The sequence below is a fragment of the Cupriavidus sp. YAF13 genome (assembly GCF_052113425.1).
GTDB lineage: Bacteria > Pseudomonadota > Gammaproteobacteria > Burkholderiales > Burkholderiaceae > Cupriavidus.
Window position 1 is genome coordinate 148,474 of sequence record NZ_JBFRDD010000011.1, and the last position, 22,794, is coordinate 171,267.

Annotated in this window: 15 protein-coding genes and 1 pseudogene; 6 read left to right on the forward strand and 10 right to left on the reverse strand. The window is 66.4% G+C overall.

The features are described 5' to 3' along the window. Positions 1–57: 57 nt before the first annotated feature. Together AB4061_RS12160 and AB4061_RS12165 are read right to left on the reverse strand one after the other, a co-directional pair. Positions 58–1,740: pseudogene (locus AB4061_RS12160) on the reverse strand (long-chain fatty acid--CoA ligase). 198 nt (positions 1,741–1,938) lie between these two features. After that, positions 1,939–2,604 carry a TetR/AcrR family transcriptional regulator gene (locus AB4061_RS12165; protein WP_441633993.1) on the reverse strand — a complete coding sequence of 222 codons (666 nt, stop codon included), beginning with the start codon at positions 2,602–2,604 and terminating at the stop codon, positions 1,939–1,941. Positions 2,605–2,821: 217 nt separating this feature from the next. Between AB4061_RS12165 and AB4061_RS12170 the strand changes: the two genes are divergently transcribed. Genes AB4061_RS12170 through AB4061_RS12180 form a run of 3 tightly spaced genes read left to right on the forward strand, consistent with a single transcriptional unit; the run spans position 2,822 to position 9,297 of the window. Continuing rightward, the gene (locus tag AB4061_RS12170) at positions 2,822–4,552 is read left to right on the forward strand and encodes an AMP-binding protein (RefSeq protein WP_441633995.1); all 1,731 of its coding nucleotides are present in this window, start codon (positions 2,822–2,824) and stop codon (positions 4,550–4,552) included. Between the two features lie 51 nt (positions 4,553–4,603). Continuing rightward, positions 4,604–7,933: a carboxyl transferase domain-containing protein gene (locus AB4061_RS12175; RefSeq protein WP_441633997.1), complete on the forward strand. Its 3,330-nt coding sequence runs from the start codon at positions 4,604–4,606 to the stop codon at positions 7,931–7,933. A 20-nt stretch (positions 7,934–7,953) separates the two neighbouring features. Beyond that, the gene (locus AB4061_RS12180) at positions 7,954–9,297 is read left to right on the forward strand and encodes a branched-chain amino acid ABC transporter substrate-binding protein (protein WP_441633999.1); all 1,344 of its coding nucleotides are present in this window, start codon (positions 7,954–7,956) and stop codon (positions 9,295–9,297) included. A gap of 8 nt (positions 9,298–9,305) precedes the next feature. Here AB4061_RS12180 and AB4061_RS12185 read toward each other — a convergent pair whose 3' ends face one another. Both AB4061_RS12185 and AB4061_RS12190 read right to left on the reverse strand, forming a co-directional pair. Next, positions 9,306–10,499 (reverse strand): aminopeptidase, encoded by a 1,194-nt coding sequence (locus AB4061_RS12185; protein WP_441634001.1) that lies wholly within the window; start codon positions 10,497–10,499, stop codon positions 9,306–9,308. Positions 10,500–10,504: 5 nt separating this feature from the next. Then, positions 10,505–12,613: a molybdopterin-containing oxidoreductase family protein gene (locus AB4061_RS12190; RefSeq protein ID WP_441634003.1), complete on the reverse strand. Its 2,109-nt coding sequence runs from the start codon at positions 12,611–12,613 to the stop codon at positions 10,505–10,507. A gap of 314 nt (positions 12,614–12,927) precedes the next feature. Here AB4061_RS12190 and AB4061_RS12195 point away from each other — a divergent pair, with 314 nt between their 5' ends. Beyond that, a complete protein-coding gene (locus AB4061_RS12195; RefSeq protein WP_441634005.1) occupies positions 12,928–14,097 on the forward strand; it encodes an ABC transporter substrate-binding protein in 1,170 nt (389 codons plus the stop codon). Between the two features lie 54 nt (positions 14,098–14,151). Here the strand turns inward: AB4061_RS12195 and AB4061_RS12200 are convergent, their stop codons facing one another. The 5 genes from AB4061_RS12200 to AB4061_RS12220 all read right to left on the reverse strand — a co-directional run bounded on the left by AB4061_RS12200 (position 14,152) and on the right by AB4061_RS12220 (position 19,971). Next, positions 14,152–15,216 carry an ABC transporter ATP-binding protein gene (locus AB4061_RS12200; protein WP_441634007.1) on the reverse strand — a complete coding sequence of 355 codons (1,065 nt, stop codon included), beginning with the start codon at positions 15,214–15,216 and terminating at the stop codon, positions 14,152–14,154. Beyond that, entirely contained in the window at positions 15,213–16,211 is a 999-nt protein-coding gene (locus AB4061_RS12205) for an ABC transporter ATP-binding protein (protein ID WP_441634009.1), read from the reverse strand. Before AB4061_RS12205 ends, AB4061_RS12200 begins: the two co-directional genes overlap by 4 nt. 21 nt (positions 16,212–16,232) lie before the next feature. Further along, positions 16,233–17,153, reverse strand: a complete 921-nt coding sequence (locus AB4061_RS12210; protein WP_441634011.1) for an ABC transporter permease — start codon at positions 17,151–17,153, stop codon at positions 16,233–16,235. Between the two features lie 4 nt (positions 17,154–17,157). Further along, positions 17,158–18,135, reverse strand: coding sequence for an ABC transporter permease (locus AB4061_RS12215; RefSeq protein WP_441634013.1), 978 nt, complete (start codon positions 18,133–18,135; stop codon positions 17,158–17,160). A gap of 249 nt (positions 18,136–18,384) precedes the next feature. After that, positions 18,385–19,971 (reverse strand): ABC transporter substrate-binding protein, encoded by a 1,587-nt coding sequence (locus tag AB4061_RS12220; RefSeq protein ID WP_441634015.1) that lies wholly within the window; start codon positions 19,969–19,971, stop codon positions 18,385–18,387. A gap of 31 nt (positions 19,972–20,002) precedes the next feature. On the opposite strand from AB4061_RS12220, the gene AB4061_RS12225 reads away from it, so the two are divergent. Together AB4061_RS12225 and AB4061_RS12230 are read left to right on the forward strand one after the other, a co-directional pair. Beyond that, positions 20,003–20,284 (forward strand): hypothetical protein, encoded by a 282-nt coding sequence (locus AB4061_RS12225; protein ID WP_441634017.1) that lies wholly within the window; start codon positions 20,003–20,005, stop codon positions 20,282–20,284. Further along, the gene (locus tag AB4061_RS12230) at positions 20,281–21,474 is read left to right on the forward strand and encodes a M20 aminoacylase family protein (RefSeq protein WP_441634019.1); all 1,194 of its coding nucleotides are present in this window, start codon (positions 20,281–20,283) and stop codon (positions 21,472–21,474) included. Before AB4061_RS12225 ends, AB4061_RS12230 begins: the two co-directional genes overlap by 4 nt. Positions 21,475–21,481: 7 nt before the next feature. Here the strand turns inward: AB4061_RS12230 and AB4061_RS12235 are convergent, their stop codons facing one another. Next, entirely contained in the window at positions 21,482–22,429 is a 948-nt protein-coding gene (locus AB4061_RS12235; protein ID WP_441634020.1) for a DUF3047 domain-containing protein, read from the reverse strand. Between the last annotated feature and the right edge of the window lie 365 nt (positions 22,430–22,794).

The window sequence follows — 22,794 nt, forward strand, 5'->3', positions numbered from 1 at the left end:
CTCCCTTGCGGGAGGCCGTTCTTGCCGCGGCGTGCGTGGCTGGCTTGCGCCCTTCGCTCAGGCCGCCGTGCGGCTGTCGCGCAGCTCGCGGCGCAGTATCTTGCCCACATTGGTCTTGGGCAACTCGCTGCGGAACTCCACGAACTTGGGCCGCTTGTAGCCGGTCAGGCGCTCCTAGCAGAAGGCGATCAGCTCGGCTTCTGTCAGCGCGGGATCCTTGCGGACCACGTACAGCTTGACCACTTCGCCCGAATGCTCGTCGGGCACGCCCACCGCTGCCACCTCCAGCACGCCCGGGCACTCTGCGGCCACGCCTTCGACCTCGTTCGGGTACACGTTGAAGCCGGACACCAGGATCATGTCCTTCTTGCGGTCGACGATCTTGGTGTAGCCGCGCGCGTCCATCACGCCGATGTCGCCAGACTTGAAGAAGCCGTCAGCCGTCATGACCTTGGCGGTCTCGTCCGGGCGGTTCCAGTAGCCGGCCATCACCTGCGGGCCACGGATGCAGATCTCGCCAGCCTGGCCGAGCGGCACGTCCGCGCCGTCGTCGTCACGAATGGCGATGTCGGTCGACGGCAGCGGCAGGCCGATGGTGCCGGAGAACGCGTCGGAATCAGTCGGGTTGCAGGTAGCCGAAGGCGAGGTCTCCGACAGGCCGTAGCCCTCGATGACCGGGCAGCCCGTCCTGGCCAGCCACTTCTTGGCCACCGCTTCCTGCACCGCCATGCCCCCGCCGTTGGCCACGCGCAAGCCCGAGAAGTCGACCTTGTCGATATCCGGGCTGTTGATCAGCGCGTTGTACAGCGTATTGACCGCCGGGAACATGTTGAACTTGTACTTCTGCAGCTCCTTGATGAAGCCGGGGATATCGCGCGGATTGGGGATCAGCACGCTCAGGCCGCCGCTGCGCATGCCCAGCAGGCAGCAGACCGTCAGCGCGAAGATGTGGTACAGCGGCAGCGCCGTGATGGTGATCACCTGGTCGATCGGTGCGCCCTTGGCCAGCGCCGGCTGCATCCAGGCTTCGGACTGCAGCACGTTGGAGACGATGTTCCGGTGCAGCAGCACGGCGCCCTTGGACACGCCAGTGGTGCCGCCGGTGTATTGCAGGAAGGCAATGTCGTCCGGGCCCGTGGTGGCGGGCTGCAGCTGCATGCCGCGCCCCTCTGCCAGCACCGCGTTGAAGCGCACGCAGTTGGGCAGTTCCCAGGCCGGCACCATCTTCTTGACGTTACGCACCACGAAATTGACGATCGCGCCCTTGAGGCCGCCCAGCAGGTCGCCCATGCTGGCCACCACCACATGCTTGACCGGCGTGGCGGGCAGCACTTGCTGCAGCGTGGTAGCGAAGTTCTCGAGGATGACAATGGCCTCGGCGCCGCTGTCCTTGAGTTGATGCTCGAGTTCGCGCGGGGTGTAGAGCGGATTGACGTTGACCACGACAAAGCCGGCACGCAGCACGGCGGCCAGCACCACCGGATACTGCAGCACGTTGGGCATCATGATAGCCACGCGCGCGCCCGGCTTGAGCCCGCGCGACTGCAGCCACGCCGCGAACTGCCGCGACATGCGGTCGAGCTCGCCGTAGGTGATCGACTTGTCCATGCACACAAAGGCACGGCGATCAGCATAGGTGCGGAAGGACGCCTCGAGCAATTCGGCCAGCAAGCGGAACTGACTGCTATCGATCTCGGCAGGCACGCCGGCCGGGTAATGCTTCAGCCACAGTCTTTCCATGCACCGTCTCCTGATTTTCTGAATGGTCGTTCGATTTTCGACAGATGCTAAACGCGCGACCCGGTTAAGACAACACGTTAGATGAAGTCCTCTGGACCCGATCCACCGTCTGACGTGAAGTTTAGCGCACAGTTCAATCCGGACTGGGGAATTCCCCTAGCGGCTTGCGCCAGGCCGCGACGAAAAGCCCTGCCGAAGTCAGCCGTTCACCGGCAACACCATCTTCATCATGCTCGTGGCCAGCTCTTCCGCCAGCGCCTGCGCCTCCATGCGCTCGGGCTGGTGCCAGGTGTACATGAAGCCAACCACGCTGCCGATCGCATGGGCGGTCACGCGCGCGTCGCCATAGCTGAACACCCCCGCGCGCTTGCCTTCCTCCAGCAGCGCATAGAGGTCGCGGTAGAAGGCGCGCGCCATATTGCCCAGCCACGTCACCGTTTCCGGCCGCAGGTACTGGTTGTCGCGAAAGCTGAGCGTGGCGGGCACGTAGCAGGCAATGCAACGCCGCGCCATTTCCAGCAGGCAGGCATGCAGGCGCTCGCGCACCGGCAAGGCCGGGTCGGCGGTCTCGCGGATGACCGGCAGGCAGGTCTGCGCGGACTCGCGGCACAGGATGTCGAACATCTCGTACTTGTCGGTGAAGTAGTAGTACACCGCCGGCTTGGTCACGCCCAGCGCGCGGCACAGGTCGTTCATCGTCATGCCAGGATAGCCCTTGGTATAGAACAGCTGGGCAGCGGCATCGAGGATCTGGCGGCGGCGCGCTTCCTGCCGCTCGGCGATATGCGAGCGGGCGGGTACGGCGTCCGGAGCGATCTCCGGAGCGGCCTCGGCGGCGGGAGCGGTTTTCTGTGCAGTCGGCATGACGCGATTCTCGCATGGCGCCGCGGCTGGAAGGCCCGGCAGTCCGTTTTGGCGTTGACCCGCTCCCCGTGAACCATGGATTCACGCGGGCGGCACCTGGCTTGACGCATGACGGCAATGCCAATACGATCATACCGAAGGGTAAACAAATATACCAAAGAGTAAATTTCGCCAACCCAAGCCGGCTTGGCGGCCCACCAGCAAGGAGACACCGCCAATGGACGAGACCACCTACCTGGCCGACATGCATGCGCGTTGGCAGCGCGCATGGCCCGAGCGCACCCCGCGCACGCCGCAATATCCGCTGGGGCGCATGCCGCTCACGGACATGCTGCGCCACTGGGGCCGCACCCGGCCGGATCGCCCCGCGGTGATTTTCTACGGCCACGAAACCACCTACGCGGAGCTGGACGCGCAGAGCGACCGCTGCGCCGCGCTGCTGGCAGCACACGGCATCGGCGCCGGCGACCGCGTGGCGGTGCTGATGCCGAATTGCCCGCAGTTCCACATCGTGTTCTTCGGCATCCTCAAGCTAGGTGCCGTGTACGTGCCGATCAGCCCGCTCTCGCAGCGCGCCGAGTTGCAGCACGCACTCGCCGACAGCACGCCGCGCGCGCTGATCGCGCTCGACCAGCTGGTGCCGCTGGTGCGCGAAACGCGCGCCGCGCTGGGCGCGCAGGATCCGCTCGCCCTGCTGTTTTCGACCAGCTTTGCCGATGTGATTCCCGCCGAGCCCACACTGCCGCTGCCGCCCATGGTGCAGGCGCCGCGCCATGACTGCGAAGCCGACGGCCACGCCATCGACCTGCTATCCGCGATGGCGGCGTGCACGCTCGCAGCCCCTGCCACACCGGCCTCGCTCGATGCCGTGGCCGCGCTCAATTACACCGGCGGCACCACGGGCCTGCCCAAGGGCTGCATCCACACCCAGGGCGATATGGTGGACATGGCGGCCGCGTTCGGCGCGGTCTCGCTCGACATCGCCGACGACAGCGTCATGCTGGGCTTCTTCCCCGAGTTCTGGATCGCGGGCGAAAACCTCTGCCTGATCTTCCCCGCCTTCTTCGGCATCCCGCTGGTACTGCTGGCGCGCTGGGATCCCGAGACCTTCATGGCGGCGGTGCAGCGCTACCAAGTCACCAACGCGTCGATGCTGGTGGACAACGCGGTGGAGGTGATGGAGCACCCGCGCGCGGCGCAGTACGCATTGCGCTCGCTGCGCTACGTGGGCGTATCGTCCTTCGTCAAGAAGCTCAACCTGCCGTATCGCCGCGCGTGGCAGGCGCTGACCGGCTCGGTCATCGCCGAGACCGCCTGGGGCATGACCGAGACGCAAACTTGCAACACCTTTGCCTACGGCATGCAGGACGATGACCTGGACCTGCGCGCCCAGCCCATCTTTGTCGGCCTGCCCGTGCCCGGCACCGAGTTCAAGATCTGCGACTTCGCCAGCGGCGAGCTGCTGCCGCCGGGCGCCGAGGGCGAGCTGTGCGTGCGCACGCCGACCCTGCTCAAAGGCTACTGGAACAAACCCGACGCGACGCGCGAATCGCTGCGCAACGGCTGGTTCCACACCGGCGACATCGGCCTGATCGACGAGCACGGCTACCTGCACTACCTGGGCCGGCGCAAGGAGATGCTCAAGGTCAACGGCATGAGCGTGTTCCCGGCCGAGATCGAGGCGCTGCTGGGTCAGCATCCGGCCATTCTCGGCTCGGCGGTGCTGGGCCGCGCGGATGAGGACCGCGGCCAGTTGCCCGTGGCGTTTGTCATGCTCAAGCCCGAGGCCATCGGCACGGTGGACAACGCCGCGCTGGTGCAATGGTGCCGTGCCAACATGGCCGTCTACAAGGTGCCGCTGGTGCATATTGTCGACGCCCTGCCGCTAACCGCCACGGGCAAGGTGCGCAAGCAGGACCTGGCGCCGCTGGCCGAGCAGCTTGGCTGATCCCGTGATGCCCTTCCCTATGAAATCCGCCACATTCACCTTCTTCGCATCATGACGTTCCGCAAGCTACTGATCGCCAATCGCGGTGAAATCGCCATCCGCATCGCCCGCGCCGCAGCGGCAATGGGCCTGGAAAGCGTGGCGCTGTACAGCGAGGACGATCGCGACGCCCTCCACGTGCGCAAGGCTGATGGCGCGGTAGCGCTGCCCGGCACCGGCCCGCGCGCCTACCTCGATATCGCGCAGGTAGTGGACGCTGCGCGCCGCAGTGGCTGCGACGTGGTCCACCCGGGTTACGGCCTGCTGTCCGAGAACGCCGAGTTTGCCCAGGCCTGCCTGGACGCCGGCCTGGCCTTTGCCGGCCCCGCACCCGATGTGCTGCGCCTGTTCGGCGACAAGGCGCGCGCGCGCGCGCTGGCGCGCGAGTGCGACGTGCCGGTGGTGCCGGGCTCCACCGGGCCGACGACGCTGCAGGCTACGCACGCGTTCTTTGCCTCGCTGCAAGCGCCAGGCAAGGCGGCCGGCATGATGATCAAGGCGCTGGCCGGTGGCGGCGGGCGCGGCATGCGCGCGGTGCACGCGGCAGCGGACATCGACGAGGCCTATGCCCGCTGCGTCTCCGAAGCCACGGCCGCGTTTGGCAACGGCGCCGTCTACGTGGAGCGCATCGTGCATGCGCCTCGCCATATCGAGATCCAGGTGGTGGCAGACGCGGCCGGCGGCGTGATCGCCCTGGGCGAGCGCGAATGCAGCCTGCAGCGCAGGCACCAGAAGCTGGTTGAAGTGGCGCCCAGCCCTTCGCTCGATGCAGGCATGCGTGCGCGCCTGGCCCAGGCCGCGATCACGCTGGCGCGCGCCAGCGCCTATCGCGGCATTGGCACCTTCGAGTTCCTGCTGGGTGCGGATGGCGCGGATGGTGAGTTCTGGTTCATGGAGGCCAACCCGCGCCTGCAGGTGGAGCACACCGTCACGGAAATGGTGACCGGCGTGGACCTGCTCCAGGTGCAGCTGGCCATTGCCGCCGGGCAGGATCTCGGCCACCTCGGGCTGGCGCAAGCGCCCGCGCCGCGCGGCATTGCAGTGCAGTTGCGCATCAACGCCGAGCACCTCGACGCGCAAGGCCAGTTGCGCCCCGCCAGCGGCCGCATCGATGCCTACGAGCCGCCCAGCGGCCCCGGCGTGCGCGTCGATGGCGCGGGCCATGCCGGCATGACGGTCAACCCGCGCTTCGACTCGCTGCTGGCCAAGCTGATCGTGCATGAACCCGGCGGCAACTACGCGCGCGCGCTGGCCCAGGCCTATCGGGCGCTGTGCGAGTTCCGCATCGAGGGCATCGACACCAACCGCAGGCTGCTGCAGGACCTGCTGCTGCGCGACGATGTGCGGCGCAACGCAGTCCACACGCAGTACCTGGACGCGGCGCTACCGGCCCTCGCGACGCAGTCGCTGGACAGCGATCCCGGCCATCCGGCGCTGCATGCGGTGACTGCGGCCAGCAGCGCGCAAGCGCTCGCATCCACGCTGCCGGACGACCTGCCCGACGATGCGGCGCTGCTCTGCGCACCCATGGACGGCGCGCTGGCAGCGGTGCAGGTGCGCCCCGGCGAGCGCGTGCGGCGCGGGCAATCTCTGGCCATCATCGAAGCCATGAAGATGGAGCACCCGCTGGAAGCGCCGGGGGCGGGCGAAGTGCTACGCGTGCTGGCCGCGCTCGGCGACGTGCTGCGCGCGGGCGCGCCGGTGATCGTGCTGTCGCTGGACGAAGGCGGCCATCATGGGGCGCAGGCCGGCGCCGCCGTGGATCCCGCCCATATCCGGGCGGACCTGCGCGACGCCCTGGCCCGCCACGCGCTCACGCAGGACGCGGCCCGCCCGCAAGCGGTGGACAAGCACCATGCCAGGGGCGGGCGCACCGCGCGCGAGAACATCGCCCAGCTGTGCGATGCCAGCTCATTCATCGAGTACGGCGCGCTCGCCATCGCCGCGCAACGCCAGCGCCGCAGCGTGGAGGACCTGGAGCGCGCGACGCCGGCCGACGGCATCGTCACCGGCATTGGCACCGTCAATGCCGAGCACTTCCCGGCAACGGATGCGCGCTGCATGGTGCTGGCGTACGACTACACAGTGCTGGCCGGCACCCAGGGCTTCTACGGCCACAAGAAGCTGGACCGCATGCTGGCGCTGGCGCGCCAGTGGCGCCTGCCGGTGGTGCTGTTCGCCGAAGGCGGCGGCGGGCGGCCCGGAGACACCGACACCCCGGTGGTGGCCGGGCTGGATTGCACGTCCTTCATCCAGTTCGCGCGGCTGTCCGGCCAGGTGCCGCTGGTGGGCATCGTCTCCGGGCGCTGCTTTGCCGGCAATGCCGCGCTGCTAGGCTGCGCCGACGTGATCATCGCCACGCGCAACGCCACCATCGGCATGGGCGGCCCGGCCATGATCGAAGGCGGCGGGCTCGGCGTGTTCGCTCCCGAGGAAGTCGGCCCGGTGAGYGTGCAAGCACCCAACGGCGTGATCGATGTGCTGGTCGACGACGAGATAGCGGCGGTGGAGACGGCGCGCCGCTACCTGTCCTATTTCCAGGGCGACCTCACCGGCTGGGAGGCCGGCRATGCGCGCGCGCTGCGCCACCTGATCCCTGAGAACCGRCTGCGCAGCTACGACATGCGCGGCGTGCTCGCGGCGCTGGCCGATCACGACTCCGTGCTGGAGCTGCGCGCCGCCTTTGGCGCGGGCATCATCACCGCGCTGATCCGCATCGAAGGGCGCGCCTTCGGCTGCATCGCCAACAACCCGCGGCACCTGGGCGGCGCCATCGATGCCGCGGCCGCCGACAAGGCCGCGCGCTTCATGCAGCTATGCGATGCGCACGGCTTGCCCATCGTCTCGCTGTGCGACACGCCCGGCTTCATGGTGGGACCGGAGGCGGAGAAGACCGCCACGGTGCGCCACGTCTCGCGCCTGTTCGTCACCGCCGGCGCACTGCGCGTGCCCTTCTTCACGGTGGTGCTGCGCAAGGGCTATGGCCTGGGCGCGCAAGCCATGGCCGGCGGCAGCTTCGGCGCGCCGTTCTTTACCGTAGCCTGGCCCAGCGGCGAGTTCGGCGCGATGGGCATCGAGGGCTCGATCCGGCTGGGCTTTCGCAAGGAACTGGAAGCGGTGGCCGACCCGGACGAGCGCGAAGCCTTGTTTGCGCGCATGATCGAGGGCGCCTACCAGCGCGGCCGAGCGCTTAATATGGCTAGCCACCTGGAAATCGACGCCGTCATCGACCCGGCCGACACACGCCACTGGCTGCTGCGCGGCCTGGCTTCGGCGCTCCCGGCATCGGCCGCGCCCGATACGCCGGCGGCCGGATCGCGCCGTTTCATCGACACGTGGTGACAAGCAGAAGGAGAGCATCGATGTCCCATGACTTGAGGCGCGCGCCACGCGCCACCGCCAGGGCCGCCGCGCTGGCGCGTGGCGTGTTCACGCGCTGCGTCGCCGTTGCCGCACTCGCGCTGGTCGGCGCGCTGCCGCTACAGGCCCGGGAGAACGCGCAGGAAAAAACGCAAGACAACGCCGCCGCGCCCATCAAGGTAGCGTTCATCGACCAGTTGTCCGGGCCGCTGGCCAACGTGGGCCAGATCTTCCAGGCCAACCTGAAGTTCGCGCTCGATGACGCCAACGCACAGGGCGGCGTGCTCGGGCGCAACTACGCGCTGGTGAGCTTTGACAACAAGCTCTCTGCGCAGGAAAGCCTCATCGCGCTGCAAAGCGCAATCGACGCCGGCGTGCGCGTGGTGTTCACCGGCGCATCTGGCTCGCCGGTGGTCACGGCGCTGGTGGAGGCCGTCAACCGGCACAACGAGCGCAACCCCGGGCAGCGCGTGCTGATCATGAACTACGCCTCGCTCGACCCCGACCTGACGGGCGCGCGCTGCAGCTTCTGGCACTTCGCCACCGAGGCGAACACGGCGATGAAAATGCGCGCGCTGGCCAATTTCGCGCGCGAGCAAAAGGGCATGCACAAGGTCTACCTGCTTAACCAGGATTACACCCAGGGCCGCATCTGGGCAGCACTGGGCCGGCAGATGATCGCGGGAGCGCGGCCCGACGTGCAGTTCGTCGGCGAGGCGCTGCACCCGCTGGCGCGAGTCAAGGACTTCGCGCCGTACATGAGCCGGATCAAGGAAAGCGGCGCCGATACCGTGGTCACGGGCAACTGGGGCCAGGACCTCAGCCTGCTGATCAAGGCCGGCGGCGAGGCCGGCTACGAACTGAACTACCTGAACCATAGCGGCGGCGGCGCGCCCGGCACCGTGCTGGCCGTGTCGCAGGCAAAGAACGCGCACCTGACCTGGGTGGCCGAGTACCTGCCCAACGGCGACGATCCGGTGCTGGCTGCGCTGGCGGCGCGGGTCAGGCAAACCCCGGCGGGCGAGTACTTCGCCCCGCGCGTGCTGATCGCCGTGCAAATGCTCAGCGAGGCGATTCGCCGCGCCAGATCCGACGACCCGACCAGCATCGCGTTCGCGCTCGAGGGCATGCAGTACCGCTCGCCCGTCGGCGACGTGCTGATGCGCAAGAGCGATCACCAGTTGCTGCTGCCGCAGGTGGTCTCGACCATCGCGCCGGTGGACGGCAAGACCGTCAAGGTTGGCGTGGAAGGCACGCAGTACGGCTTCCGCCTCGACAGCACGACGCCAGGGGGGGACCTGAACCTGCCGTCGGTCTGCCGGATGAAGCGCCCAGCGGGCACCTAGTCAGTGCATCAAGGCCTGGCACCCGCCGCGGGCGCGGATGGCGTGTCGGGCGCGCCGCTGGCGCGTGCCGCGCCGATCGCGGCCCCTACCGCGGTCCCGCTTTCGCCGGCGGTCAGCGCGTTGCCGCCACTGGCCGGCGGCGCCAGCTGGCGCAGGCGGGCATCGCGTTCGGCGCGCGGCAGATCGCCGATGCGCCGGACCTCGGCATAGAACGCCGTCCAGTCGCCACCGTTTTGCGCCAGGAGCACCATAAAAGCCGGCACCCATTGCTGGTAGGTCGCCACCGCGGCAAGCTGCGCATTGGTCAGCGGCCGCTCGAACCAGCGATCGTAGCCGCTGTAGCCGCCCCACTCTTGCTTGAGCTTCGCATAGCGCGCACGCAGGCCGGCGAAAACTTCCGCCTTGCCCGCACGCTTGGCATCGTCTGACAGGGGCGAGTGATAGAGCGCATCGAGCCGATCGCGCGCGTCCAGCAGCATCGCGCGAAATTGCTGGCGGCGCAGGTCGTACTGGCGGTAGCTGGCGCGGGCATCGGGCGACGCCGCCAGCGCCAGCCAGCGCTCCACCCCGGCCGTTTCCACCGCGGTGGCGAAAGACTCGTTGAAGGTGGTGTCATTGCGCACATAGACCACCTGGTGCGCCAGTTCGTGGAAAATCAGCCGTGCCAGTTCGCCTTCGGGCTGGTAGACGAAGGTATTGAGCAGCGGGTCGTCAAAATAGCCCAGCGTGGAATACGCCGGGATGCCGGCGACATAGGGCTCCAGGCCCACCTTGCGCAGGCCCTGCGCATAGCCGTCGGCATCCGCCTGCGCGTAATAGCCGCGGTAGCTGATGCAGCCCACCACCAGGAAGCACCACTTGTGCAGTTCCATCGACAGCTCGGGGGTGGCGAACACGCTCCACACCACATACGACCGGTGCAGGTTGGCGTAGCGCCGGTAGCTGCCGTTGTCCGGCAGCTTCAGCTCATGCGAGGCAAAGTCGCGGATGGTGCCGGCAAGAGCCAGGCGCTGAGCCAGCCGCGTGTCCTTGGCTTGCTGCGCCGCGGCAATGGCGTCGGGCAATGGCCGAGCGTCCGCCATCACCCCAAGGTGGCCACCGATCGACTGCGCGTAGTAGCCGACCGTGTCGCAGCCGGACAGCAGCGCGGCAAGCCCCAGTGCAGCCAGGGCTTGAAGCGTGCGTGCCGGGCGCAGGTTCATGGTGGCTAGGCGGTGGCGGTGGCCGTAGCCGGCGCAGCTTCCACTTGCACCAGGCAATCGTAGAACACCGGCGCACGGCCCAGGTCGGTCAGCCGCTGGCTGGTGAGCTCGTTGGCGTTCTTGCCATCCGGCGCCAGCTTTTTCCACCAGATCGACAGCCCCACCACCAGCCCGCGCCGGGCCCGGTCGGTCACGCGGGCCCGCGCCAGCATGCTGCCGCGGTCGTTAAAGGCCCGCACCATGCTGCCGCTGGCGATGCCGCGCGGGGCGGCGTCCTCAGGATGAATGTCCAGGTGCGGCTCGCCTTCGGTGGCGCGCAGGCTGTCGACGTTGACGAACGAGCTGTTGAGGAAATTGCGCGCCGGCGGCGAGATCATCGCCAGCGGATAGCGCGCAGCCAGTTCCGGTGCGATCGCGGGGGTCTCGTACGGGGGCACGTAGTCAGGCAAGGGATCGAGACCGTCGCGGCGCATGATCTCCGAGTAGAACTCGCACTTGCCGGACGCCGTGGCAAAGCCGCCTTCGGCGAGCGGCGCCGCCGGCAGGTTGAGCTTTTGCCAGCCCTGTGCCTTGAGGGACTCCCAACTGATGCCTGCCGCGCGCGGGTCCGTGGCCACGATGGCCTGGGCGGCGATATCTTCGTCGCTATCGGCAAAGCACGGCTCGGCAAAGCCCATGCGCTGGGCCAGGCGGCGGAAGATCTCGGTGTTGGGCACGGCCTCGCCCAGCGGCGCGATGGCCTGGTTGTTGGCCAGGAAGTACGTATGGCCGTAGGCCTTGTGCACATCCACGTGCTCGAGCTGGGTGGTGGCCGGCAGCAGGATGTCAGCGTAGTCAGCCGTATCGGTGCGGAACTGCTCCAGCACCACGGTGAAGAGGTCCTCACGCGCGAAGCCTTCGGCCACCTTGGCCGACTGCGGCGCCACCGCCACCGGGTTGCTGTTGTAGACCACCAGCGCCTCGATCTTCGGGTTGCCCGCGCCGTCGCCGGCATCCAGCAGCGCGTCGCCGATGGTGCTCATGTTGACCGTGCGCGGCAGCGCCGGCAGGCCCGGCAGCAGGTCCGGGCGTTGCAGCGCCAGGTTGTCCACCGGGAAGAAGCCCGATGTGGACAGCTGCAGGCCCCCGGCCGCGTGGCGCCAGGCACCCACAAGCGACGGCAGGCAGGCCACCGCGCGCACCGCCTGGCCGCCGCCGTGCGAACGCTGCATGCCATAGTTCAGGCGGATCGCCACCGGCTGGCGCTCGCGCACCGCGAGTTGCCCGTAGAGGCCGGCCAGCCATTCGATGTCGTCCACGCTGACGCCGCAAATCTCGGCCGCGCGCTGCGGCGTGTAAGCCTGGGCACGCTCGCGCAGCGCCTCGAAGCCCACCGTGTGGTTCGCGATGTACTCGAAGTCGAGCAGGCCGTCGCGCATCAGCACGTGCATCATCGCCAGCGCCAGCGCGCCGTCGGTGCCGGGCATCAAGGCGATGTGGCGATGGCATTTCTCGGCGGTCAGCGAGCGGTACGGGTCGATCGCCACCAGGGTGGCGCCGCGCCGCTTGGCTTGCTGCACCCGCGTCCAGAAATGCAGGTTGGAGGCGATGGGGTTGCCGCCCCAGATGATGATGAGCTTGGCATCGGGCACATGCTCGATATCCATGCCGATGCTGGCGCCGTAGGTGTAGCGCAGCGCGGTGGCACCGGCGCTGGCGCAGATCGTGCGGTCAAGCAGCGAGGCGCCCAGCTTGTGAAAGAAGCGCGCCGCCATGCTCTCGCCCTGCACCAGTCCCATGGTGCCGGCATAGCTGTACGGCAGGATGGCCTGCGGGTCGCGCGCGGCGATGGCGGACAAGCGGGTGGCCACGGTGTCCAGCGCCTCGTCCCAGGAAATCGGCTCGAACTTGCCTTCGCCCTTGCGGCCGACCCGCTTCATCGGCGTCAGCAGGCGGTCGGGGTGGTAAGTGCGGTCCGTGTAGCGCGAGACCTTGGTGCACAGCACGCCCTGGGTGCCAGGATGGTCGGGATCTCCCGCCACCTTGGTCGCGCGGCCGTCCTCGACGGTGACGAGCAAGGCACAGGTATCGGGACAATCGTGCGGGCAAGCGGCACGGACGATGCGGGAAGCCATGGATTCTCCTGGCAAGCAATTGGGAGCGGGCGGCGCGACTGCCATGGGGCAACATGCATTGGGGCGGCTGAGCGGCCACACGCGGCGGGACCTGGTCACCGTGCAGGAAAGGCCGTTGCCGGACTAGCCTGGCGGCGCCGCGTGTTGTATGCCGGCGTCGCCCCGACGGGCGCCGCCGGGGGAAATTGTTAGGCTCCGATTGTATTCGATTATGATAGCCCGACGCTGCGCCGGGGGATGGCGCCAGGGCAGCGCCGGCACAGACCGGCAAGGCATTCACGGGTAAAGAACACACCGTTTTTCACGGGGAAACCATGCAAGTGCATTCTGGGGTCAGGGGCTGGCGCATTGCCGGCCTGCTGGTGGCATGCGCCATCGGCTCATTCGTTGCCAATGCCAGCGCCGAGAACGGCGTCAGCGCGGACACCATCCTGCTGGGCCAGTCGGCTGCGCTCACCGGGCCTACCGCCATGCTAGGCAAGCAGCTCAATTCTGGCGCGCAGCTCTACTTCGACTACATCAACCAGCACGGCGGCATCTACGGCCGCAAGATCGAGCTCAAGGTGCTGGACGACTTCAACGAGCCGGAATCCGCCGCCAAGAACACCCGCGCGCTGATCGACGAGGACCACGCCTTCGCGCTGTTCGGCTACGTCGGCACGGAGACCGGCGAGGCCTCGCTGCCGCTGGCCACCCAGGCCAGGGTGCCGTTCTTCGCCCCCTACAGCGGCGCCCAGTCGCTGCGCGAGCCGTTCAACCGCTATGCCTTCCACGTGCGCGCCGGCTTCAACGAGGAAGCCGCGGCCATCCTGCGCCAGGTCCGTGTCACTGGCCTCAAGCGGGTCGCCGTGGTCTACAACGAGGACGCCTACGGCAAGGCCGGCCTGGAAGCGCTCGAACGCGCCCTCAAGGCCGCGCCCGACAGCGGCGTGCAGATCGTCGCCCGCGAGGGCGTGGTGCGCAATACGGTGGAGATCGGCGATGCCATGCAGGGCTCCATGAAGTCCAAGCCCGACGCGGTGGTGATGATCAACGCGTACCGAACCACTGGCGCCTTCGTGAAGGAAGCGCTGCGCCGCGGCTTCAATGGCCAGTTCTATAACGTCTCGTTCGTCGGCACCCAGGCACTCGCCAAGGAAGTCGGCGCCAAGGGCAGCGGCGTGATCATCTCGCAAGTCATGCCCCACCCTGGCAACGCCACCCTGCCGGTGGTGCGCGAATACCTGCGCCTGCTGCAGGCGGCCGGCAAGCCCAACGAGTTCGACTACGCCAGCATCGAAGGCTTCATCGCCGCCAAGGCCTTTGTCGAAGGCACGCGCCGCGCCGGCAAGGACCTCACCCGCGAAAAGCTGATCACCGCGCTGGAAAGCATGAGAAACGTCGACCTCGGCGGCTACATCATCAACTTCAGCCCGGACAGCCACGTTGGCTCGAAATTTGTCGAGATGACCATCATCAACTCGCGGGGGCAGGTCATCCGCTGATGGGCACATGGCCCGTCTCGCGCACGCATGAGACGGGCCAGATGCTGAGCGCACCTACGCCATGTCGTTCAGGTGGCAAGCCGAAAACCGCATCGGCGCGATTTCCTTCAACAGCGGCTGCTCCTCCCGGCAACGCGGCATCGCATGCGGGCAGCGCGGATGAAAATGGCAACCCGGTGGCGGGTTCAGCGGCGAGGGAATCTCGCCTTTGATCGCCACGAAGGTCTTCTTGCCCACCTCCAGCTTCGGGGCCTCGGCCAGCAGCGCCTGCGTGTAGGGATGGTTGGGGCTGGCGAAGACATCTTCCGCCGGCGCCGACTCCACCACCCGCCCCAGGTACATGATCACCACCCGGTCGCTGATGTGCTTGACCACGCCCAGGTCATGGCTGATGAACAGGTAGGTCAGGTTCAAGTCCTGTCGCAGGCGCATGAAGAGATTCAGCACCTGCGCCTGGATCGAGACATCCAGCGCCGCCACCGACTCATCGCACACAAGGAATTCCGGCTTGACCGCCAGCGCCCGCGCAATGCCGATGCGCGCGCGCTGCCCGCCCGAGAACTGGTGCGGAAAGCGGCGCAGCACGGTGGGATCCATCCCCACGCGCACCAGCATGTCTTCCACGTAGCGCTTCTGCTCGCTGGCCAGCACCATGCCGTGCACGACCGGCGCCTCGCCAACGATATCCATCACGCGCAGGCGCGGATTCAGCGATGCATAGGGATCCTGGAAGATCATCTGGATCGCCAGCTGCTTCTCGCGCTTCTTTTCCGGCGGCAGGCGGTCCAGGTCAACGCCCCGCCACAGGCGGGAGCCTTCGGTCAGCGAATGCAGGCCCACCGCCATGCGGCCCAGCGTGGACTTGCCACAGCCAGACTCGCCGACGAGGCCCACCACCTCGCCCGCGCGAATGGACAGGTCGACCCGGTCGACCGCATGCACCACCTCTTCCTTCGCCCCTGCGCCGAAGAGGTTGGCGATCCTGGCTGCGGCGTCGAGCGATTTGACGAAGCGCTTGGACACGCCTTGCAACTCGAGGATGGGCGCGTTGGGCGTGGGTTCGGCGCTGGGATCAGTCGTCATGGCGGCGAGGGCGGGATCAACAACGGCGGCGCTCATGCGGCCTCCTGCTGGGAGAGAACCGGATGAAAGCAGCGCAGGCGGCGCCCGTCTGCCGCGGTGTCGAGTGGCGGCGTGGTCTTGCACACATCGGTGGCGTAGGCGCAGCGCTCGCGGAAAGCGCAGCCGGCCGGCAGGTTCAGCAACGACGGCGTCATGCCGGGAATCTGCCGCAGCGGCGCGCCACGCGGGTTGCGCGACGGCGCGGAGCTGATCAGGCCGTGCGTATAGGGATGCTCGGGTCGCTCCAGCACCTGGCGCACATCGCCGGCTTCGACGATCTTGCCTGCGTACATCACGCACACGGTATCGGCCAGGCCGGCCACCACGGACAGGTCGTGGGTGATCCAGATCAGCGCGGTGCCGGACTCGCGGCACAGCTTCTGCATCTCGTACAGGATCTGGCCCTGGATGGTTACGTCCAGCGCGGTGGTGGGCTCGTCGGCGATGATCAGGTCGGGCTTGTTCAGCAGCGCGATGGCAATCGCCACGCGCTGGCGCATGCCGCCCGAGAACTGATGGGGATAGGCGCGCAGGCGCTCGTCCGGCGAAGGAATCCCGACGCGTGCCAGCGCATTGCGGGAGCGCTCGCGCGCCACCGCCTTGTCGACCTTCTCATGCGCCAGCACGGCCTCGATCATCTGCGTGTCGATGCGCAGGACCGGGTTCAGCGTCATCATCGGATCCTGGAAGATCATCGCGATGCGGTTGCCGCGCACATCGCGCATCTGCGCTGGCGTGAGGTTGCGCAGGTCGCGCGTGACGCCGTCGCGGCTGGTCAGCTCGATGCGGCCATCCACCACTTTGCCGGGCGGATCGATCAGGCCCATGATCGAGTAGCCGGTCATCGACTTGCCCGATCCGGACTCACCCACCAGGCCCATGATCTCGCCGCGGCCAACCGAGAACGAGACATCGTCGACTGCGCGCGCGACACCGCCGCGCGTGGAAAACTGGGTTTTGAGGCCTTCCACCACTAGGGTCGGTTTGCTCATATTCGCTCCTGTCGTGCTGCGTTACTGCGTTTGCAGGCGCGGATTGAGTACATCGCGAAGCTGGTCGGCGACCAGGTTCATGGCCACGATGGTGACCACCAGCGCAATGCCCGGAAAGAAGCTGATCCAGTACTTGCCGGACAACATGTATTGCTGTCCGTTGGCGATCAGCGAGCCCAGCGATGGCTCGGTAATGGGCACGCCCAGGCCGAGGAAGGACAACGTTGCCTCCAACGTGATGGCGGATGCCACCTGCAGCGCCGCGATCACGATCAGCGGCGGCAGGCAGTTGGGCAGCAGGTGGCGGAACATGATCCGCCCCGGCGGCAGGCCCAGGCAGGTGGCGGCCTCGATATATTCCTTGCGCCGCTCCACCAGCGCCGCGCTGCGGGTGGTGCGGGCGTAGTAAGCCCACTGCACCGCCACCAGCGCGATCACGATATTGCCGATGCCGGGCCGCAGGAATGCCAGCAGGATCAGCGCCAGCAGGATGGGCGGGAACGACAGCTGCAGGTCGGCCACGCGCATGATGATGGCCTCGACGCGGCCGCCGAGGAAACCGGCGATCAGGCCGAGCGTGGCGCCCAGCAGCAGCGCGATCACGGTGCTGACCACGCCCACGCCGATGCTGATGCGCAGGCCGTACATCACGGCCGACAGAATGTCGCGGCCCTGCTCGTCCGAGCCAAGCAGGAAGGTCATGCCACTGCCGGACTGCTCGCCCGGGGCCATGCGCGCATCGAGCACATCGAGCGTAGCGAGGTCATACGGGTTCTGCGGCGACAGCCAGGGCGCCAACAGCGCGATCAGCAGGATGATGATCAGCAAGGTCAGGCCGGTCACGGCGATCTTGCTCGAGAAAAACTGGCTGGCGAAGCGCCGCAGCGGGGTCTGCTCGGCTAGCGGCGGCGGGGCCGCGGTGGTTTCGGTTGCGGTTGTCATGAGCTCAGCCCTTGTTGTCGGCGATACGCACGCGCGGATCGAGCACGCTGTAGATGATGTCCACCAGCAGGTTGATCAGGATGAACAGCGTCACGATCACCATCAGGTAGGCCACGATAACCGGCCGGTCGAGCAACTGGATGGAATCGATGATCAGCTTGCCCATGCCGGGCCAGGCGAAGATCGATTCGGTCACGATGGCGAAGGCGATGATCGAGCCGAACTGCAGCGCGATCACCGTGACGATCGGAATCATGATGTTCTTGAGCACGTGCACGCCGACGATGCGGGTATTGGACAGGCCCTTGGCCCGCGCGAACTTGACGTAGTCCATCAGCATCGCTTCCTGCGTGCCCGCCCGCGTGAGACGGATCACCATGGCGATATTGAGCAGCGACAGCGTCACCGCCGGCAGCAGCAGGTGGCGCAGGCCATCCGCCGTCATGAAGCTGACGGGGATGCCGAGCAACGAGGTGGTTTCACCGCGCCCGTTGGACGGCAGCCAGCCCAGTTGCACCGCGAACACCATGATCAGCATCAGCCCGACCCAGAAGGTGGGCAGCGAGAAGCCGAGGATGGAAACGCCCATGATGGTCTTGCCGGCCACGCCGCCGGGACGCAGGCCCGCCCATAGCCCGAGCGGGATGCCGAGCAGCACGGCCAGCAGGATGGCGCACACGGCCAGCTCCATGGTGGCCGGCATGCGCTCGAAGATCAGCTTGAGCGCGGGCGTGCCGTGCGCGAACGAGGTGCCGAGGTCCCCGTGCAGCGCGTTGCGCAGGAAGATCCAGTATTGTTCCCAGAGGGGCTTGTCGAGCCCGAGCGCCGCGATGGTGCGCTTGATGTCCTCCTGGTCGGCCTGAGGATTGATCAGGATATCGACCGGGTTGCCGATGGCAAAGACGCCCAGGAAAACCAATAGCGACATGACGAAGAGCACGACTACGCTCTGCATCAGGCGCCGAATAATGAAAACCAGCATGTTCGGAAGCTTTCCTTCGCCGATGACAGGCCACGGCGCCTGTGGGCGCCGCCTGGCTGCACCGGCAGTCGGCTCGTGGCTAGGCCCGGCTACCGTCCGGGGATGATTCGCCGGGAAGCGGCCACCCAGACCGCGGACGCTTCCCGCTTTTACCTGCAGATGATCTAGTGCCCGGGGGGCGCGGCGTTGTGGTCGCGCTCCCCGGCCTCACCTCTAACCTCTACTGCTTAGACTGCTTAGGCCTTCGCTTCACTGCGGCTTGAAATTGTGCGCGTACGTCCGTTCGTCGGTACGCGGCACATATGTGATGCCCTTCTGGGTGGCCCAGGTGGTCACCTGCTGGTGGATCGGGATGATACCGCCATCGTTGATGGCAATCGCGGTAGCTTCCTGCAGCAGCTTGGAACGCTCGCCGTCATCCACGGTGGCCAGCGCCTTTTCCAGCACTACGTCCATCTTGGGATTGCAGTACTCGCCCCAATTGGTCGTGCCAAAGCCCTTCTTCGGATCCTCGCACGCCAGCAGCGCGCGCAGCGGCGAGCTCACTTCGCCGGTTTGCGCGCCCCAGCCCAGCAAGCCGAACGAGAATTCGTGCTTGATACCCTTGGAAGAATAGGTTGCCATCGGCATCCCCTCTACCTTGGTCGCAATGCCGATGCGGGTCAGGTTCTGCGCGATGGTCTGGGCGATCTTCTCGTCGTTGACGTAGCGGTTGTTCGGCGTGTGCAGCGTAATGCCGAAACCGTTCGGATAGCCCGCCTCGGCCAGCAGCTTCTTGGCGCCTTCCGGGTCGTACTTGACCGTCTTCAGGTTCGGGTTGTAGCCGAACAGCGTGGGCGGCACCAGGTTGTTGGTCGGCTCGGCGAGGCCTTCCATCAGGCGGTCCTCGATGCCCTGGCGGTTGATGGCCATGCTGATGGCATTGCGCACGCGCGCATCCTTCAGCGGATTCTTGTCCATCGGCGCGCCTTCCTTGGTGGTGACAAAAGGCGACTTGTCTTTCTTGTCATCGGTGTACAGGTAGATCACGCGGTGCGAGATCTTGGAGAAGAAGGACAGCTTCGGATCCTTGCGCACCTGCGGCAGGTCCGGCGTCGGCACGTTCTCGATGGCCTGCACGTCCCCGGACAGCAACGCCGCCATGCGGGTGGCCGGGTTCGGGATGAAGCGCAGCGTCACCTTGTCCCAGGCGGGCTTGGGGCCCCAGTAGTCGGGGTTCTTCATCAGTTCGACCCGGTCGTCGCGCGCGTAGCTGACGAACTTGAAGGGGCCGGTGCCGATCATGCCCTTGCCTTGCGCGAAGTCGTCCGAGGTCAGGCCCTGCGTGGCCTTCTTCTGCACGATGAAGATCGACGTCAGGTCGTTCAGCATCAGCGGGTACGGCGTGTTGGTGGTGAGCTGGATGGTGTACTTGTCGATCACCTTCTTGTTGATGATCGCCTTGGTGTAGACGTCGAACTTGCCCGGGCTGTTCTGGATGGTGGACGGACGCTCAAGTGACCAGACGATATCGTCGGTGGTGAGCTCCGAGCCGTCGTGGAACTTCACGCCCTTGCGGATCTTGAACTCCCAGGTCAGGTTGTTCACCAGCTTCCAGGACTCGGCAAGGCCAGGAATGATCTTGCTGTCCGCATCCATCTTCACCAGGCACTCGAACATGTGCTCGGAGACGTTGATGTTGGAGAACAGGTTGTAAAAGTGCGGATCCATCGAGGTCGGAGGCGAGCTCATGGCCAGCTTGAAATCAACCGCGTGGGCCTGGCTGGCAAAACCGAAGCTCATGGCCGCGGTTACCACCATGGCACCGAATGCCTTCTTGCATGTGCGAAGGGACATCGCGCAATTCTCCAGGGAAGAAATGTAGCAAATGACTACTAAGGGCAGCGCAGGCAAACGGGCCAAGCGCCGCATTTTGGTGCGGCTACGTACGCAACAAGCGACAACGTTGCCAGGCAAGCACATCAAGCATGAACTGTTCCAGCACTGCACCATGCGGGGCAATGCGGGGAAACCCCCGCGCTGGTTGGCGGTGATGCGCGCGGGAGCGCTGGTGAAAGTGGCGGAAGTGTCGTGCCGGGCGCCTGTTTTGGCGCTTTGGACCAAGGCGTCGTATGATCGGGGTATCCATCGCCCTCAACTGGCATCATGACACTCATCCCCGAAATTCTTCAGGCGCAGCCTGAAATCCGCAGCATCCGACGCGACATCCATGCCCATCCGGAGCTTTGCTTCAAGGAGGAACGAACTTCCGACGTGGTGGCGCAGAACCTCGCTGCCTGGGGCATCGAGGTCCATCGCGGCCTTGGCACCACTGGCCTGGTCGGCGTGATTCGCAATGGCAGCGGCAAGCGCAGCATCGGCCTTCGCGCCGACATGGATGCCCTGCCGCTGCAGGAGGCCAACACCTTCGGCCACCGCTCTCAGCATGACGGGCGCATGCATGCCTGCGGCCATGACGGCCACACCGCGATGCTGCTGGGTGCGGCACGCTATCTGGCCGAGCACCGGAATTTCGATGGCACCATCAACCTGATCTTCCAGCCGGCCGAGGAAGGCGGAGGCGGCGCGCGCGAGATGATCAAGGATGGCCTGTTCGAGCGCTTCCCGTGCGATGCCGTGTTTGGCATGCACAACTGGCCCGGCATGCCGGCCGGCAGCTTCGGCACCACCGCCGGCCCGCTGATGGCGTCGAGCAATGAATTCCGCATTGTCGTGCGCGGCAAGGGCGCGCATGCTGCGTTGCCGCACAACGGCAACGACCCGGTTTTCACAGGGGCGCAGATCGTGTCCGCGCTGCAGGGCATCATTACCCGCAACAAGCGCCCGATCGATGCTGCCGTGATCTCGGTCACGCAGTTCCATGGTGGCGATGCCACCAATATCGTGCCGGACCAGGTCTGGATCGGTGGCACCGTGCGCACCTTCACGCTGCCGGTGCTGGACCTGATCGAGCGCCGCATGGAAGAAGTCTCCAAGGCGGTTGCGAGCGCCTTCGATTGCACCGTGGAATTCGAGTTTCACCGCAACTATCCGCCCACCGTCAACAGCGCAGCAGAAACCGCGTTCGCCGTCGAAGTGGCGAGCGAGCTGGTGGGCGCGGGCAATGTCGACGGCAAGATCGAGCCGACCATGGGCGCCGAGGACTTCTCCTTCATGTTGCTGGAAAAGCCCGGTTGCTACCTGTTCATCGGCAATGGCGAAGGGGTGCACCGCGAAGCCGGCCACGGCCTTGGTCCCTGCATGCTGCACAACCCCAGCTACGACTTCAACGACGAAATCCTACCGGTCGGCTCGACCTTCTTCGTGAAGCTGGCGGAGAAGTGGCTCGCGCCGGCTTGAGTGCGCGTCAGTCCAGCGCGATGTCGCCGTACCAGCTTTCGGCGCGGCTCCTGGTGTTGTCGGTATCGGTCATGAGGCCGATCGCCACCACCTTGCCGGGATCGGCCCCGAAGGCCTTGCGATAGTCGGCGCGCAGGTCGCGCCGGTGGCAACGCCATTCGCCGGTATGCCGGGTACCGGAGTCGACCACGATCATCCGCACACGTTCGGTGTGCGGATTCGACACCACGGATCCTTCAGGCTTGCGCCCGCCCCAGATGTACATCAGCGTGGCATAGGGCATGTCGCGCCCGGTTGTCAGCCGCGCCATTTCGTACATCAACTGATCCTTTAGGGAGAGGCTGCCTTTGTCGCCATCGAAGGCGACGAAGATGCGCAGCGGCGAGTCTTCGCGCGGGGCCAGTGAGTTGTCAGCGCTACGGATAACGTCGCGCGTCTTCCATGTCCAGTTCAGCATGCCCGGCTCGCGCCCGACCAGTGGTACGTACAGGCCGGATGCCGAACTGTCAGCTTCGGCATGCAACACCATGCGTTGCTCGACTTCTGTCAGGGTATATCGCGTGGGAATTTTGTTGCGATTGACGGTCCAGGGCTGCCAGCCTGCCGGCTTGCTAAGCCCGCTTGGCGTCGCGGAGAACAAGGGCAGGTGCTTCAGCGTGGGGTGCTCTTCCGGCTCGCTGGGCCCACTGGCATGATCGGCTTCCGCTGAATCCTGGCTCGTTGCGATCAGGCCCGCTGTCACGCTCTCGGTGGACACCGGCATCTGCGCCGGTTCGGCTAACCTGAACTGCTCAATGTGCGCGGCAAAGCTGCTGCAGTCGTTCGACGAGAGCGCAGCCATGGCGCCCGGCCCCGACAGCGGGGGCGTGGACGCCGTTCCGAGTGTGCTGCAACCCGTCAAAACAAGCGCACCTACCACGCTGGTCAGCGCCAACAGGCAAAATCTGGCCGCCATTCATCCCCCAAACCTGGATGCCACCACCTGGTCGCGCCTGCTGGCACGCACCGGCCCGGACTTTTTTTCAATCTTTCGAACTGCGTCAATGCATCGAATTGCGTCACGCCGGGCCAAGCCGGGGCTTGAGGCAAACGGTAACAGAAGGATATGGGGGAAGGAAGGCTCCGGTACCCTGACGCGGGGATGCCGGGTGTGGCGGCAGCGCAAAACCGCAGCCACAAACCGCAGCCACAAAAGCAAAACCCCCCAGTACTTTCGTACTGGGGGGTTTCAAGGGAGAGCCTGGCGATTACCTACTTTCACACGGGTATCCGCACTATCATCGGCGTGGAGTCGTTTCACGGTCCTGTTCGGGATGGGAA